General features: G+C 53.6%; 14 protein-coding genes. 9 read left to right on the top strand and 5 right to left on the bottom strand.

Features of this window, described 5'->3' with window-relative positions; all coding sequences use genetic code 11:
- Positions 1-74: 74 nt before the first annotated feature.
- On the bottom strand, positions 75-1,256 hold the full coding sequence (ubiF, locus tag AB7038_RS15595; RefSeq protein ID WP_369453621.1) for a 3-demethoxyubiquinol 3-hydroxylase: 1,182 nt from the start codon (positions 1,254-1,256) through the stop codon (positions 75-77).
- A 204-nt stretch (positions 1,257-1,460) separates the two neighbouring features.
- Here ubiF and miaB point away from each other — a divergent pair, with 204 nt between their 5' ends.
- The 5 genes from miaB (at position 1,461) to lnt (ending at position 7,006) form a co-directional block, all read left to right on the top strand.
- On the top strand, positions 1,461-2,900 hold the full coding sequence (gene miaB, locus AB7038_RS15590) for a tRNA (N6-isopentenyl adenosine(37)-C2)-methylthiotransferase MiaB (protein ID WP_368888804.1): 1,440 nt from the start codon (positions 1,461-1,463) through the stop codon (positions 2,898-2,900).
- Between the two features lie 52 nt (positions 2,901-2,952).
- On the top strand, positions 2,953-4,035 hold the full coding sequence (locus tag AB7038_RS15585; protein ID WP_368888805.1) for a PhoH family protein: 1,083 nt from the start codon (positions 2,953-2,955) through the stop codon (positions 4,033-4,035).
- Positions 4,028-4,495: an rRNA maturation RNase YbeY gene (ybeY, locus tag AB7038_RS15580; protein WP_072871263.1), complete on the top strand. Its 468-nt coding sequence runs from the start codon at positions 4,028-4,030 to the stop codon at positions 4,493-4,495. Before AB7038_RS15585 ends, ybeY begins: the two co-directional genes overlap by 8 nt.
- A gap of 70 nt (positions 4,496-4,565) precedes the next feature.
- The gene (gene corC / locus AB7038_RS15575; RefSeq protein WP_004235612.1) at positions 4,566-5,456 is read left to right on the top strand and encodes a CNNM family magnesium/cobalt transport protein CorC; all 891 of its coding nucleotides are present in this window, start codon (positions 4,566-4,568) and stop codon (positions 5,454-5,456) included.
- Complete coding sequence (gene lnt / locus AB7038_RS15570) at positions 5,453-7,006, top strand: apolipoprotein N-acyltransferase (protein WP_369453620.1); 1,554 nt, start codon at positions 5,453-5,455, stop codon at positions 7,004-7,006. Before corC ends, lnt begins: the two co-directional genes overlap by 4 nt.
- Positions 7,007-7,077: 71 nt before the next feature.
- On the opposite strand, the gene AB7038_RS15565 is transcribed toward lnt, so the two are convergent.
- The 4 genes from AB7038_RS15565 to AB7038_RS15550 are packed head-to-tail and all read right to left on the bottom strand — an operon-like array spanning position 7,078 to position 10,761.
- Positions 7,078-7,575 (bottom strand): protein disulfide oxidoreductase, encoded by a 498-nt coding sequence (locus AB7038_RS15565; protein ID WP_368888807.1) that lies wholly within the window; start codon positions 7,573-7,575, stop codon positions 7,078-7,080.
- Positions 7,575-8,303: a DsbA family protein gene (locus tag AB7038_RS15560; RefSeq protein ID WP_369453619.1), complete on the bottom strand. Its 729-nt coding sequence runs from the start codon at positions 8,301-8,303 to the stop codon at positions 7,575-7,577. Before AB7038_RS15560 ends, AB7038_RS15565 begins: the two co-directional genes overlap by 1 nt.
- A complete protein-coding gene (locus AB7038_RS15555) occupies positions 8,300-10,336 on the bottom strand; it encodes a protein-disulfide reductase DsbD family protein (protein WP_369453618.1) in 2,037 nt (678 codons plus the stop codon). Before AB7038_RS15555 ends, AB7038_RS15560 begins: the two co-directional genes overlap by 4 nt.
- A 56-nt stretch (positions 10,337-10,392) precedes the next feature.
- Positions 10,393-10,761, bottom strand: a complete 369-nt coding sequence (locus tag AB7038_RS15550) for a copper-binding protein (RefSeq protein ID WP_368888810.1) — start codon at positions 10,759-10,761, stop codon at positions 10,393-10,395.
- A gap of 424 nt (positions 10,762-11,185) precedes the next feature.
- Between AB7038_RS15550 and AB7038_RS15545 the strand changes: the two genes are divergently transcribed.
- The 4 genes from AB7038_RS15545 (at position 11,186) to AB7038_RS15530 (ending at position 14,423) form a co-directional block, all read left to right on the top strand.
- Complete coding sequence (locus AB7038_RS15545; protein WP_024474175.1) at positions 11,186-12,088, top strand: glutamate/aspartate ABC transporter substrate-binding protein; 903 nt, start codon at positions 11,186-11,188, stop codon at positions 12,086-12,088.
- 198 nt (positions 12,089-12,286) lie between these two features.
- Entirely contained in the window at positions 12,287-13,024 is a 738-nt protein-coding gene (locus tag AB7038_RS15540) for an amino acid ABC transporter permease (protein ID WP_004235603.1), read from the top strand.
- The gene (gene gltK, locus AB7038_RS15535) at positions 13,024-13,701 is read left to right on the top strand and encodes a glutamate/aspartate ABC transporter permease GltK (protein ID WP_004235602.1); all 678 of its coding nucleotides are present in this window, start codon (positions 13,024-13,026) and stop codon (positions 13,699-13,701) included. Before AB7038_RS15540 ends, gltK begins: the two co-directional genes overlap by 1 nt.
- Positions 13,698-14,423 (top strand): amino acid ABC transporter ATP-binding protein, encoded by a 726-nt coding sequence (locus AB7038_RS15530; protein WP_072871272.1) that lies wholly within the window; start codon positions 13,698-13,700, stop codon positions 14,421-14,423. Before gltK ends, AB7038_RS15530 begins: the two co-directional genes overlap by 4 nt.
- Positions 14,424-14,583: the final 160 nt, after the last annotated feature.

Genomic DNA, 14,583 nt, shown 5'->3' with positions numbered 1-14,583 from the left:
GACTTTTCGTTTTTGCCTGCTGTCCGCCATCCCCGGATTCAGAAGAGAATCTCCCGCCCTGCCTGAATCAGCAATCAAACCCCCAGTGCATATTTCAGCGCCAGTTTTTTCAGCGGTGTTGCGCGTTGTGCCACCGTCAGTGCCAGATTACGCAACGGCTGTAACCCCGGCAGGGTATTACTGAAAGTGAGATAAAATGCATCCATCCCGGCCTGCATCAGCAGGTTATCCGGACGGCGGCGGCGCTCATAGCGTCTGAGAACAGATTCACTGCCCCAGTCCTCACAGCACTCACGCGCTGCAATCAGGGTATTCAGTAATGTATCCGCATCACGGTAACCCAGGTTAACCCCCTGCCCGGCCAGCGGATTGATGGTATGCGCCGCATCACCGATCAGCGCCAGCCCGTCCTGCACATAATGGGCGGCATGATGCCGCACCAGCGGGAAAGAGCCACAGGCCAGCGGTGTGACGTCCCCGAGGCGTTCAGGGAATGCCGTGCGGATTTCAGCCTGAAGTTGCGGCAGCGGCAGTTTACTGAGCTGGCGGATACGCGCCGGTGAGTCATACCAGACCAGCGAGGCGTAAGAATCAAACAACGGCAGAAACGCACGCGGGCCGGACGGGAAAAACTGCTGCCAGGTGATATCCTGCTGCTCACGTCCGGTATCCACGCTGATCAGCATGCAGGACTGACGATACTGCCAGCCGCGGCTGCCGATACCGGCCAGGGTTCTGACCTGTGATTTCGCACCGTCTGCGCCGATAACCAGCCGGGTGGTCATAACATCACCGTTATCAAACGTCAGCAACCATTCACCGGATTGCTTTGTCATACTCTGCAGCCGCGCCGGACACAAACAGGTGATCAGCTCATGAGCGGTGATCATCTCCCACAATGCCCGCTGCAGCACCGGGTTTTCCACCATATACCCCAGCTCAGGTAACCCGAGGCTCTCTGCGGTAAAGGTCACTTCTGACCCCGGTTCCTCATAGGTTTCCAGTGTGCGGTACGGCACACAACGCATGGCACGGACACGCTCCCATACCCCGAGACTCTCCAGTAACTCAGCAGACGCACGGCTGATAGCAGAAATCCGCACGTCAGGGCGGCTCTGAGCATCGAACGGTGCCGGTGCCTGTAACTCAGCCACAGTGACACGAAAACCGGCCTGAGCCAGTCCCAGGGCTGTGGCGGCACCAATCATTCCCCCGCCGATAATGGTGACTTCAGAATGTGTTAACGGGTTATCCATGACATACCTATTCTAATACGTTGATTTTTTGTTCAATTGCCGTAAATTCACCGGGAAAGGTGAAGATCCGTGCTGCCGGGTCTGGTCACTGGTGAGTCAAATGACTACAATATCGACCATTGGTTACATCAAAACCTGATTGAATACACACAATGCTTTTCAGTGTTGCGGGTATTGTTTCACTGAAAACAGCGGATTGAGAAAATGTCGACGAGTAAAAAACTGTACATAAAAACCTGGGGCTGTCAGATGAATGAGTACGATTCATCCAAAATGGCTGACCTGCTGGAAAGCACCCACGGCTACACTTTAACAGACAATGCCGATGAAGCCGATATTCTCCTGCTTAATACCTGTTCTATCCGTGAAAAAGCGCAGGAAAAAGTGTTCCATCAGCTTGGCCGCTGGAAAAACCTCAAGGATGTGAATCCGGACATTATTATCGGTGTCGGGGGCTGTGTGGCCTCCCAGGAAGGGGATTTTATCCGCCGCCGCGCTCCGGCCGTGGATATTGTCTTCGGCCCGCAGACACTGCACCGCCTGCCGGAAATGATCAACAAACTCAGAGGCGACCGCAGCCCGATTGTTGACATCAGCTTCCCGGAAATCGAAAAATTTGACCGTCTGCCGGAACCGCGCGCCGAAGGCCCGTCCGCCTTTGTGTCTATCATGGAAGGCTGTAATAAATACTGCACCTTCTGCGTGGTGCCTTACACCCGTGGTGAGGAAGTCAGCCGTCCGTGTGATGATGTGCTGTTTGAAATCGCACAGTTAGCCGCACAGGGCGTGCGTGAAGTAAACCTGCTCGGTCAGAACGTGAATGCTTACCGCGGCCCGGCGTTTGACGGCAGCATCTGCAGTTTTGCCGAACTGATCCGTCTGGTGGCCGCCATTGACGGTATCGACCGCATCCGCTTCACCACCAGCCATCCGATTGAATTTACGGATGATATTGTCGCCGTGTATGAAGATACCCCGGAATTGGTCAGCTTCCTGCATCTGCCGGTACAGAGCGGCTCAGACCGTATTCTGACCCAGATGAAACGCGCCCATACCGCACTGGAATACAAATCCATCATCCGCAAACTGCGCAAAGCGCGTCCGGATATCCTGATTAGCTCTGACTTTATCGTCGGCTTCCCGGGAGAAACCAATGACGACTTCGAAAAAACCATGCAGCTGATTGCAGACGTGAATTTCGATATGAGCTTCAGTTTCATCTATTCTCCGCGTCCGGGTACCCCGGCGGCTGATTTGCCGGATGACGTGACCGAAGAAGAGAAAAAACAGCGTCTGTACCTGTTACAGCAGCGGATTAACCAGCAGGCGATGAGCTACAGCCGCCAGATGCTCGGCACCACACAGCGTATCCTGGTGGAAGGCCCGTCCCGTAAAGATGTTATGGAATTATCCGGACGCACCGAAAACAACCGCGTGGTGAACTTTGAAGGCACCCCGGACATGATCGGCAAATTTGTGGATGTCGAAATTACCGATGTCTATACCAACTCACTGCGCGGCCGCGTGATCCGGACAGAAGATCAAATGAATCTGCGTGTTAACGAAACTCCGGAATCCGTCATTGCCCGCACCCGTAAAGAAGACGAACTGGGTGTCGGCATCTATCAGCCATCCGTACACTAACTAACGATCACGCGCAGAATTACCTGCGCGTGAGAATACACAGAGAGATTCAGTGACAGAGACCTATACATCACCTTCACAGGTAGCAACACAGGAAATTTTCCTCGAACCCGCCGAGAATCAGCGTCTGCAAAGCCTCTGCGGTCCCTTCGATGATAACATCAAACTGCTTGAGCGCCGCCTCGGCACCGAAATCAGCCGCCGCGACAACCGCTTCCGGCTGACCGGTAAACCGCACTGCGTCAAAGCCGCTGCGGCTATCCTGCGCCAGCTCTATGTGGAAACCGCCCCGGTGCGCGGCGTTATCCGCGATATTGACCCCGAGCAGATTCACCTGGCGGTAGCCGAAAGCCGTGTACTGGAACAGAGTGACGAGCATGTGCCGGACTACGGCAAATCCGTCAATATCAAAACCAAACGCGGTGTGGTTAAACCACGTACGCCAAACCAGGCACAGTATATCGCCCATATTCTCGACCATGATATCACCTTCGGTATCGGCCCTGCCGGGACCGGGAAGACCTATCTGGCAGTCGCCGCAGCTGTGGATGCCCTGGAGCGTCAGGAAATCCGCCGCATTCTGCTGACCCGCCCTGCCGTTGAGGCCGGAGAGAAACTCGGGTTCCTGCCCGGCGATCTCAGCCAGAAAGTCGATCCGTATCTGCGCCCGCTGTACGACGCGCTGTTTGAAATGCTCGGCTTTGAGAAAGTAGAAAAGCTGATTGAGCGCAATGTAATTGAAGTCGCGCCGCTGGCCTATATGCGCGGCCGGACCCTGAACGATGCCTTTATTATTCTCGATGAGAGCCAGAACACCACCATCGAACAGATGAAAATGTTCCTGACCCGTATCGGCTTTAACTCCAAAGCAGTTATCACCGGGGATATCACCCAGATTGACCTGCCGAACGGCAATAAGTCCGGTCTGCGCCACGCCATTGAAGTGCTGGCGGATGTACCGGAACTGAGCTTTAACTTCTTCCATAGTGAAGACGTGGTGCGTCATCCTATCGTGGCAAAAGTGGTTATTGCCTATGAAGCGTGGGAAGCCGCAGAACAGAAACGCAAACAGATGCTGAAACAGCAGCGTGATGCCGAACGCGCGCAGGCACAGCAGGAACAACCTCATGAGTAATCCGGTTCTTGATTTACAAATCGCCTGTGAAAACACAGACAACCTGCCTTCTGAAGCGCAGTTTCAGCGCTGGATTGACGGCGTGCTGCCGATGTTTCAGGAAGAGAGTGAAGTCACTATCCGTCTGGTGGATGAAGCAGAAAGCCACGAGCTGAACCTGACTTACCGCGGCATGGATAAACCGACCAACGTGCTCTCCTTCCCGTTTGAAGTGCCGCCGGAAATTGAACTGCCGCTGCTGGGGGATTTGATTATCTGCCGTCAGGTGGTGGAGCGCGAAGCCGCCGAACAGGAAAAAACCGAAGAGGAGCACTGGGCGCATATGGTCGTTCACGGCTGCCTGCATCTGCTGGGTTATGACCACATCGAAGACGATGAAGCAGAGGAGATGGAAGGCCTGGAAACGGAAATCTTAAAAAAATTAGGCTATTCTGATCCGTATATCACAGAAAAAGCGTAGTCAGCGATGCCGTTTTTATGCTACATAATACGGCATCTTTCATTAAATCGGGGAATGTAAAAAAACCGCCATGAGCGACGACCATCCATCGGGTAGTGATACACCGAACCAGAAAAAGGGTTTCTTTTCTCTGCTGCGCCAGCAACTGTTCCACGGCGAGCCCAAAAGCCGTGAAGACCTCGTTGAGGTCATCCGTGATTCCGAACAAAACGCACTGATCGATCCTGACACCCGCGACATGCTCGAAGGGGTGATGGATATTTCTGATCAGCGTGTCCGCGATATCATGATCCCGCGTTCACAAATTGTGACTCTCAAGCGCAATCAGACACTCGACGAGTGCCTGGATGTCATTATTGATTCTGCCCACTCCCGCTTTCCGGTGATCAGTGAAGATAAAGATCACATTGAAGGCCTGCTGATGGCAAAAGATTTGCTGCCGTTTATGCGCAGTGATTCCGAAGAGTTCAGTATTGATAAAGTCCTGCGCCAGGCGGTTGTTGTGCCGGAAAGTAAGCGTGTTGACCGTCTGCTGAAAGAGTTCCGCTCCCAGCGCTATCATATGGCGATTGTGATCGATGAATTCGGCGGCGTATCCGGACTTGTCACTATCGAAGACATTCTGGAGTTAATTGTCGGCGAAATTGAGGATGAATACGATGATGAGGATGACGTGGATATCCGTCAGCTCAGTCTGCACTCCTATTCTGTCCGCGCCCTCACCCAGATAGAAGATTTTAACGACGCATTCGGCACCCGCTTCAGTGATGAAGAGGTCGATACCGTCGGCGGGCTGGTGATGCAGGCCTTCGGCCATCTGCCGACCCGGGGTGAAACCATTGAGATTGACAACTACCAGTTCAAAGTTGCGATGGCTGACAGTCGTAAAATTATCCAGTTACATGTTAAGATTCCGGACGATGCTCCAATCCCGTCTTTAGATGAAGATAATCTGACATGATAAAATCACCTCATGGTTTACGCCAGTGGCCGCGTCTGCTGCTGGCACTGATTTTCGGGGCCGGCGGAACGCTGGCCTTTTCGCCTTTTGATCTCTGGTATTTCTCGCTGCCGGCACTGACTGCCCTGCTGCTGCTGACCCTGAACCGGACAGGCAAACAGGCTTGTGCTATCGGTTTCGCCTGGGGGCTGGGCTTATTCGGCAGCGGCGTAAACTGGGTGTATGTCAGTATCGCAGATTTCGGTGGTATGCCGGAAATCGCCAACCTGTTCCTTGTTGTCCTGCTGGCTGCCTATCTGGCGCTTTACCCGATGCTGTTTGCCGGTCTGCTGGCCAAATGCTTCCCGCACGCCACTGTCTGGCGTCTGGTGATTGCCGCCCCGGCACTCTGGCAGCTCACTGAATTTTTACGCGGCTGGGTGCTGACCGGCTTCCCGTGGCTGGAATTCGGTTACACCCAGATTGACGGCCCGATGCGCGCACTGGCGCCAATCCTGGGCGTGAATGCTATCACCTTCCTGCTGATGGTGATAAGCGGACTGATCGCCCTTTCACTCTCGCAGCGCCGTATCCGCCCGCTGATCCCGGCACTGGTACTGCTGTTTGCGCCGTGGCTTGCCCGCAACTACCAGTGGTATCAGATGAATAACGACCCGACTCAGGTCGCACTGGTACAGGGAAATATCGCCCAGTCCCTGAAATGGGAACAGGGTATGCTGGATAAAACACTGGGCATCTACCTCAAAGAGAGCCGCCCGTACTTCCGGCCTGATACCCTGATTATCTGGCCGGAATCCGCTATTCCGGATTTTGCCGCCAGTCAGTCTGCGTTCCTGGATCAGCTCAACGGCCTGCTGACACTCAGCGGTGCACAGCTGATCACCGGTGTGGTGGATGCGGTCCCGAAAGCGGACGGTAAAGAGTACGATGTTTACAACACCCTGATTGTGCTGGGTAATAAAAGTGAATACGACAGCCGGGATACAAACCGCTATTACAAACATCACTTAGTGCCGTTCGGGGAGTTTGTGCCGCTGGAAGATTTACTGCGTCCGCTGGCACCGTTCTTTAATCTGCCGATGTCCGCTTTCAGCCGCGGGGGTTATATCCAGCCGCCGCTGACCGCCGGAAAAATGACACTGACCGCCGAGATTTGCTATGAAGTGATCCTCGGGGAGCAGGTGCGCCGCAATATGACCGATAAAACCGGTGTGCTGCTGACCGCCTCCAATGATGCCTGGTTCGGCCGCTCCATCGGCCCGTGGCAGCATTTCCAGATGGCACGGATGCGTGCGCTGGAGCTTGGACGCCCGCTGCTGCGCGCCACCAATAACGGTATTACCGCTGTTATTGCACCGGACGGCTCTGTCACCGCGCAGTTGCCGCAGTTCACACAGGCCACCCTGAGTGCTACTGTAACCTCAGCGTCCGGCTTCACGCCGTATTACCGTATGGGCACCTGGCCGGTCTGGGGCGCTACTGTTATCTTCCTCGGTCTGGCACTGATAAAACGCAGAAAGACCACTGAACGCGGTCTGCATTTTCGCTGATAAGAAAAAATTCTGCAGATAAAAAAATCCCGCCGTGATCACTCACGGCGGGATTTTTCATTTCAGACTGATTATTTCGCCAGCCACAACCGGGCCGTCATACCCAACTGGCTGGTCCAGCCGCTGGTATAACTGACTATCTCCCCTTTGTGATAAATCACAAAAGTCGGCGTGACATTCACGCCCCAGAGCTGAGAGATACGACCATCCGGATCATTAATCACCGGAAAATAGTAACCTTTCGCTGCCATCCCTTTCGCCAGCCGGTCATCATCACCGGAGCGGATAGCAACCGTCACCACATTGTAGCCAGACTCAGACAGTTCGCTGACTGACGGCGAGGTCAGTTTGCAGATCCCGCACCAGGATGCCCAGAAGTAGACCAGCAGCGGTTTTTCCGCACTCATCTGCGCAATGGACACCGGTGTGCCGTCTGTCAGTGTCAGTGAAGGCACCGTATTTAAATCCGGTGCCTGCGGTTTGCGCCAGTAGTCCATCGCCTGTGACGCAACAAATAAAATGACCAGCAGCAGGAGAAATTCCTTTCCCCATCTGCGCAGTAACCGCATTATTTAACCTTAGCCAGCTGTTCCTTAATGATAGCATCCAGCTGTGCTTCATCCACGGCACCCGGCAGCATCACATCACCGATCAGCGTTGCAGGCGTTCCCTGAACACCTAATTGTTCCGCCAGCATCATATTCATACGCATGGTATTCATGCTGTTATCCGTGACTTTCACATCACCCGCTTTCGCGGTTTTCAGTGCGCTGTTGATATCGTCCTGAGTCAGTGCGGTTTTCTTCTGCATCAGACGGCTGTGCAGCGATGCGAACGCCTCCGGCTTACTTTCCCAGACAGAAAGTGCAGCGCGGCTGGCATTCAGGGAACTTTCCCCTTTGAACGGCAGCAGTTTGAAGACTACCGCCACGTCAGGGTATTTTTTCACCATCGCTTCCAGCTGCGGATCAAAACGTTTGCAGTACGGGCAGTTGTAATCGGTGAAAGACACGATGGTCAGTTTCGGTGATTTTGAACCGATACGCGGCGTGTATTTATCATTAAACAGCACGTCAGCATTGGCTTTAACAGCATCTTTCATCTGTGCGCTCTGTTTTTCAGTCTGTTTCTGCTGAAGCGCCATAATCGCTTCTTCCAGAATTTCCGGGTTTTTGACCAGCGTGTCACGAACCAATTCACGCACCTGCGCTTCCTGGTCAGCGGTAAGAGCGGCCGCGTGAGCTGTGGCTGTAAAGATAAGCGGAGCAATCATTAAAGCCGCGAGTGTTTTTTTCATGGTTCAATTCCTTGTGACTGATTTAACAGATGTAAGAGTGTTTCTTTATCCAGCAATGGTGACAAGATTTCACCATCAGGTAAAGCGGGACCGTAAATCTGGTTAAACGGCACCGCCAGATGCCCGCGCTTTTGTAAAAAGGCAGTAATATCCGGTGACGGTTTTGTCCAGTCCCCGCGCAGTGCGACAACATCCGGTTTACGGAGTGCATCCTGAACATCATCGCGTAATAATACATTGTATTTGTTTGCTTTGCAGGTCACACACCATTCGGCGGTCACGTCCACAAAAACCCGTTTACCCTGAGAAAGCGCGGTGGTCACCGCCTCTTCCGTCAGCGGCTGCCAGTCCACCTGATCACGGACCAGGCTCTGCTGCCGGTTATCCGTCATATTGATACCGGCCCAGACACCTCCGGCCACCAGCAGTGCCACCAGCGCCGCAGATCCGCGCTTAATACCGGTACGGCGGAAAGCCAGCAGCGCAAGCACCAGCAGCACAACCCCCACCATCACCGCAGCGGTTTCCGGCCCTGTGTGCGGGATCAGCAGACTGATCAGCCACAGTGCTGTAATAAACATCATGGCACCCAGCACCAGACGCAGACCGTTCATCCAGCGGCCCGGTTTCGGCAGGGCTTTTGCGATCCCCGGAAACGCGGCGATCAGCAGCCACGGCAGACTCATTCCCAGCCCCAGTGCGGTAAAGATCATCCATAACTGAGAATACGGTGCCACCAGGGCAAAGGCGACGGCAGTACCGAGGAACGGCGCGGTACAGGGGGTCGCCAGCAGGGTGGCGAACATACCTTCCATAAAGTGGCCGCGCATCCCTGTGCCGCCCGCTGTCGCCAGTTTTGTGGTTGCATTACTGCTCAGGCGGATAGAAAAAACACCGAACAGATTAGCGCTGAACAGTAAGGTTACCACCACCATAAAGCCGAGGAACCACGGATTCTGGAACTGAATACCCCAGCCGACCGCACTTTGTGTCAGGCGCAATACCGACACCAGCGCCGCGAGGATCCAGAAGGAGACCATAATACCGGAGGAGGAGACCAGGAACTGGGTGCGGATCATCCGCCGTTCGCGGTTTTCCACATACAGCACAGCGCCGAGCTTCATCGCCAGCACCGGCAGAACACACGGCATAACGTTGAGGATCAGCCCGCCCAGCAATGCAAACAGTAACAGCATGATAAAGGAGGTATCACTGCCGGATGCAGCCGCAATATCCGGCCCGCTGCCGATCACCGTGGTGAGCGCCTGCGCTGCCGGGCCGTCTGTCACAACGACCGACAGCGGTTTTCCGTTCAGATCTGACGGCATTTCCCCCCAGTCATCCGTTACTTTAACGGTGGCAGTGAGATTATCCCCGGAAATCGTAAATGACGGTGCGGCAAAAATGGTTTCTTTATCCGCATTAAAAAATAGCTGCGGATCCTGCCAGCCACCCGGGCGGTGCAGTGCCATCGTCAGCGTCCCGCCGTTTACCCGGCTGCCGCCGATAGTGATATCACCACCGGTCTGCGGCACCTGCTGCATCGCCATCGCATACTGGCGGTCAAAATCGTCCGGCGCGGGTTCTGAGGTATCCAGTGAGACCGGATAATCGGTCAGGATACAGACATTACTGCATGTGGATAAGGTCAGTGTTCCGCTGAGCGCCGGCAGCGCCTGAGCCGCCGTGACTTCCAGCGGGAACACCACACTGCCGCCGTAGCCCTGAGTGGAGAGCCCTGCGACGTCAAAACGCTGAGGTGCGGGCCAGAACCACTGTGTGTCAGCGGAGGTCTCCTGCCATGTCAGTTCAGGGGCAACGCCCCCCTCTCCCGGTGACTGCCAGTAGGTTTTCCAGCCGGGTTGTAATTCAACGGCCAGCAGAAGACGCAGTTTTCCGTCTTTCCACTGATCTGATGTGACTCTGACACGGGCGTGATCATTGTGCGGCATTTCGGTCCAGCCGGTATCAGCCGCATGCACAGTGGTCAGCGTGAACAAAAACAGCACAAACGCTGTTAATACAGAACGCATAATTTTTTCATCTCCGAATTAAGCAAAAAACCTGACAATATAACGATTGCCGGTTGCTAATCCCTCATAACACAGAAATGGAGATGCCTGCGCAGCCGCATCGGCGGGATATGCTGACGCCACGAACGCGAACGGTAACGGACAGGAACAATCACCGCGGTCATGACGAAGAAAAGAAGGGCAAAAAAGAGAGGTTCTGCCGGGAACTGCGGCACGGTACTCAGCGACTTGGCGCTGATATCACAGGTACCACCGGGATTAACGCTGCCGGCTTCCGTATCACTCAGCAGTACCGGGGTGGTGAAATCCGCAGACGGGCTCAGACTGATGCGGGGCGCACCAGACGTCCGTTGTGTCAGACACAACAGGATAAAGAATAATGTGAAAAACAGCAGCAAATAACCCTGCCTGCGTTGCTTCAGCATAGCCCGCTCCCCGATAGTTACCGCCTATCTTACACAGCCTGCGATTTCAGACAACCGGATAACCATAACTTTACACATTTAACCGCAATGTGATGTTACCTCTGCACCGCAGAATTGTTACAACTGCGGATTATGACACAATAGCACTTCCCGGCCATAAAAGCATCGCCTGTGACAGCAAAAAGCACTATTAACAGGTTAACAAACACACCATAACCAGCATATAAAACCAAATCAATTCAAAATACCATAATTTAATGTGAACACGCGTTCCGGGTGTAACTTGCACATCTTTATCGGACAGAGTGAGAGGGATCTCCCGATTTAAAACAAATTAACTTCCATTAATTAACAATTATGTTCTATTTTTAACAATACAAACACAAGAGCAACACACGTCCTTATACCGTTTCCCGAAAAGGAGTTGTTTATGCGCAAGTTAGTTTTGTCTGTACTGGTCACCGGAGCTGCGCTTGCCAGTGCGGCGGTTTCTGCTGAAGAGCTGGCCGGTACACTGAAAAAAATCAATGACAGCGGCGTGATTGTTGTCGGTCACCGCGAATCCTCTGTTCCTTTCTCTTATTACGATAACCAGCAAAACGTGGTCGGATATTCCCAGGATTACTCCAACCATATTGTTGATGCAGTGAAAAAGACCCTGAATAAACCGGATTTACAGGTAAAACTGATCCCGGTGACCTCTCAGAACCGCATTCCGCTGTTACAGAACGGCACATTCGATTTTGAGTGCGGCTCCACCACCAACAACCTGGCCCGTCAGCAGCAGGCCGCCTTCTCCAACACCATTTTTGTGGTCGGTACCCGCCTGCTGACCGGTAAAGATTCCGGCATCAAAGACTTTGCCGATCTCGCCGGGAAAAACGTGGTGGTCACATCCGGTACCACGTCTGAAATGCTGCTCAACAAACTCAATGATGAGAAGCAGATGAAGATGCGCATTATCAGCGCCAAAGACCACGGGGATGCCTTCCGCACCCTGGAATCCGGTCGTGCGGTCGCCTTTATGATGGATGATGCCCTGCTGGCCGGTGAGCGCGCCAAAGCGAAAAAACCGGATAACTGGGTGATTGTCGGCACACCGCAGTCCGAAGAAGCCTACGGCTGTATGCTGCGCAAAGATGATCCGCAGTTCAAAGCGCTGATCGATAAAACCGTTTCTGATGCACAAACCTCCGGTGAGGCTGAAAAATCCTATACCCGCTGGTTCAAACAGCCGATTCCGCCTAAGAATCTCAACCTGAACTTTGAATTATCCGATGAAATGAAAGGGCTGTTCAAAGCGCCGAACGATAAAGCCTTTGAATAACTGCCACGGCGGCTGACAGCCTGACCGGCTGCACCGTCCGGACTGAGGATATAACTAAGACCGCCGCGCCCGCGTTCACAACTGACGCGGGCGCGGACGATAAACCACAGTCCGTTGCATGCAAACACACTGTCTGTCCGGTAACCACTGGTTATCCGTCTTATACAGGGAGTTCGTTCTTTTACCGGGAGCCGCGCTATGTCAGCTAACTGGGACTGGGGCATCTTTTTTCAGCCCGCCCCCTTCGGCAACACCACTTACCTCGGCTGGATCCTGTCCGGCCTGAAGGTCACCGTGCTGCTGTCAATCTGTGCCTGGATTATCGCCTTTCTGGTGGGATCCCTGTTCGGTATTCTCCGTACGGTGCCGAATAAGTTTCTCTCCTCGCTCGGTACCATTTATGTGGAAATTTTCCGTAATGTGCCGCTGATCGTCCAGTTCTTCACCTGGTATCTGGTGATCCCGGAGTTTCTGCCGTCGTCTCTGCGCGACTGGTTTAAAATGGATCTCGACCCGAATATCCAGTTCTTTATTTCCTCCACCCTCTGTCTGGGGCTGTTTACCGCCGCCCGTATGACCGAACAGGTACGTGCCGCCATTCAGTCACTGCCGCGCGGCCAGAAAGCCGCCGGACTGGCGATGGGGCTGACACTGCCGCAGACTTACCGTTATGTGCTGCTGCCGAATGCCTACCGCGTGATTATTCCGCCGATGACATCGGAAATGCTCAATCTGGTGAAAAACTCCGCCATCGCCTCCACTATCGGACTGGTCGATATGGCCGCACAGGCAGGGAAGTTACTGGATTACTCCGCAAGAGCCTATGAGTCCTTTACCGCAATCACCCTCGCCTACGTCGGCATCAACGTTATTATTATGCTGGCCATGCATTTACTGGAAAAACGGGTGCGTCTGCCCGGGACAGGAGGCCACTGATGTACGAATTTGACTGGAGTTCGGTGATGCCGGGCATGCCGTTCCTGTTACAGGGGCTGGTTATTACGGCGAAAATCACGGTTACCGCGATTGTTATCGGCATCCTGTGGGGCACGATACTGGCCATGATGCGCCTGTCATCCATAAAGATTGTGAGCTGGCTGGCTGCTCTCTATGTGAACGCCTTCCGCTCCGTTCCGCTGGTGATGGTGCTGTTATGGTTCTATCTGATTGTGCCTAACTTAGTCCAAAATGTTCTTGGCATATCACCAAAAACAGATATCCGTCTGATCTCAGCTATGGTAGCGTTTTCCCTGTTTGAAGCTGCGTATTATGCTGAAATTATCCGCGCCGGGATTCAGAGTGTGTCACGGGGACAAACATCCGCCTCACTCGCCCTCGGTATGACCAAAATGCAGACCATGCGTCTGGTTGTTCTGCCGCAGGCATTCCGCGCGATGATACCGCTGCTGCTGACCCAGGGGATTGTCCTGTTCCAGGATACCTCACTGGTGTATGTGCTCAGCCTGACCGATTTCTTCCGCACCGCCAGCAATATCGGCGAGCGTGACGGAACACAAATCGAGATGGTGCTGTTTGCGGGTGCGGTTTATTTTGTTATCAGCTTTGGTGCATCAATGCTGGTTAATTATCTCAAGAGAAGGACTGTGTCATGATCTCCCTGAAAAATATTTCCAAATGGTACGGTCAGTTCCGTGTCTTAACCGACTGCTCGACCGACGTCAAAAAAGGGGAAGTGGTTGTGGTGTGCGGTCCGTCCGGCTCCGGTAAATCCACGCTGATAAAAACCGTCAACGGCCTTGAGCCGGTGCAGCAGGGCGAAATTTTCGTCAATGATATTCAGGTGAATGACAAACACACCAACCTGGCGAAACTGCGTTCCAAAGTCGGCATGGTATTCCAGCACTTTGAGCTGTTCCCGCACCTCTCCATTGTGGAAAACCTGACTCTGGCACAGGTAAAAGTGCTGGGGCGCGATAAAGCGGCAGCAAAAGAAAAAGGGCTGAAACTGCTGGAGCGCGTCGGGCTGTCTGCCCATGCGGATAAATTCCCGTCCCAGTTGTCCGGCGGGCAGCAGCAGCGTGTGGCTATCGCCCGCGCCCTGTGTATGGATCCTGTCGCCATGCTGTTTGATGAGCCGACATCCGCCCTCGACCCGGAAATGATCAACGAAGTGCTGGACGTGATGGTTGAACTGGCACACGAAGGCATGACAATGATGGTGGTCACCCATGAGATGGGCTTTGCCCGTAAAGTGGCAGACCGCGTGATTTTCATGGATGAAGGCAAAATCGTCGAGGACAGCAAAAAAGATGATTTCTTTGCCAACCCGAAATCCGATCGCGCCAAAGATTTTCTGGCCAAAATTCTGCACTGATGTTCTGACCGGCCGGTCACAGACCGGCCTTTCTTCTTCTCTTTATCATTCCCCTGCTTTTTTCATCCCTTTACGCCCTTAACTGTTGTTCCCTCAGGGGCATATCGGCTATGCTAACGGGTCAGAAATTAACGAAACCCAATATTTTCATGCTGTCCGT

The organism is Morganella morganii, assembly GCF_041099235.1.
GTDB lineage: Bacteria > Pseudomonadota > Gammaproteobacteria > Enterobacterales > Enterobacteriaceae > Morganella > Morganella morganii_E.
Note: the sequence above shows the minus strand (reverse complement) of the source record. Positions and strands in the feature narration are given on the sequence as shown.